The sequence below is a fragment of the Halorubrum tibetense genome, from assembly GCF_042661865.1.
Lineage (GTDB): Archaea > Halobacteriota > Halobacteria > Halobacteriales > Haloferacaceae > Halorubrum > Halorubrum tibetense.
In genome coordinates this window covers 1-836 of record NZ_JBHSWW010000554.1, presented here as the reverse complement: position 1 = coordinate 836, position 836 = coordinate 1, and the positions used below count along the sequence as shown (strand labels likewise).

At 60.6% G+C, this 836-nt stretch carries 1 protein-coding gene; it reads left to right on the top strand.

Translation table 11 applies throughout. The features are described 5' to 3' along the window. On the top strand, positions 1-836 hold an 836-nt coding region (locus tag ACFQEU_RS18330; protein WP_379784036.1), incomplete at both ends, for an RNA-guided endonuclease TnpB family protein.

Here is an 836-nt window from a genome sequence, read left to right as displayed (position 1 = left end):
GCAAGACGTACAACGCGAAGGAGTTGGACGACGGCCACCCGATACGGCTCACGAACCAAGCCGCGAAGTTCGACCACTCCGACGAGCGCGACTACGAATTCACGTGGTGGGTTCCCCGCCCCGGTCGGGGAACGAACTTCTGGATACCGCTCCGCATCAACCCCGAACAGGAAGACCTCTGGCACGACCTCGTATCGGAGGACGCGAAGGCGGGCGAGATACGACTTCAGCAACACCGGAAGAACTGGGTACTGCACGTCACCGCCGAGTACCCAGTCGAAGAACCAGCGACAGACGGTGACGCCACGCACATCGGCTTAGACATCGGAGAAACCGCCCTCATCACGGGCTGTGCCCTCAAGGAAGGTTCTCCGACTGACCCGTTCGTGTGTAGCGGAAGCAGAGCGAAGCATCTCCGCAAAGAGATGCACACGACCCTGAAACGACTCCAAGAGCGTGACGCATCCGAGTGGCGGATTGACGACCGATTCAGCCACTACCAGAACGCGCTCACCGACATCGTGGAGAAAGCGTCTTGGCAAGCCGTCGAGTACGCCAAACGGTACGAGAACCCGGTGTTGGTGATGGAGGACTTGACGTACATCCGTGAACGGCTCAACTACGGGAAGTACATGAACCGTCGGCTTCACTCGTGGGCGTTCGCCCGACTGCAGGGGCGCATCGAGGACAAGGCGACGGAAGCGGGTATCCCGGTCGAGTACGTGAATCCGGCGTACACGTCGCAGACGTGTCACTCGTGCCACCGTATCGGTCGGCGGGACTCGCAGGCCGAGTTCCGATGTCCGAACGACGACTGCCACGTTTCGACGTTTCAG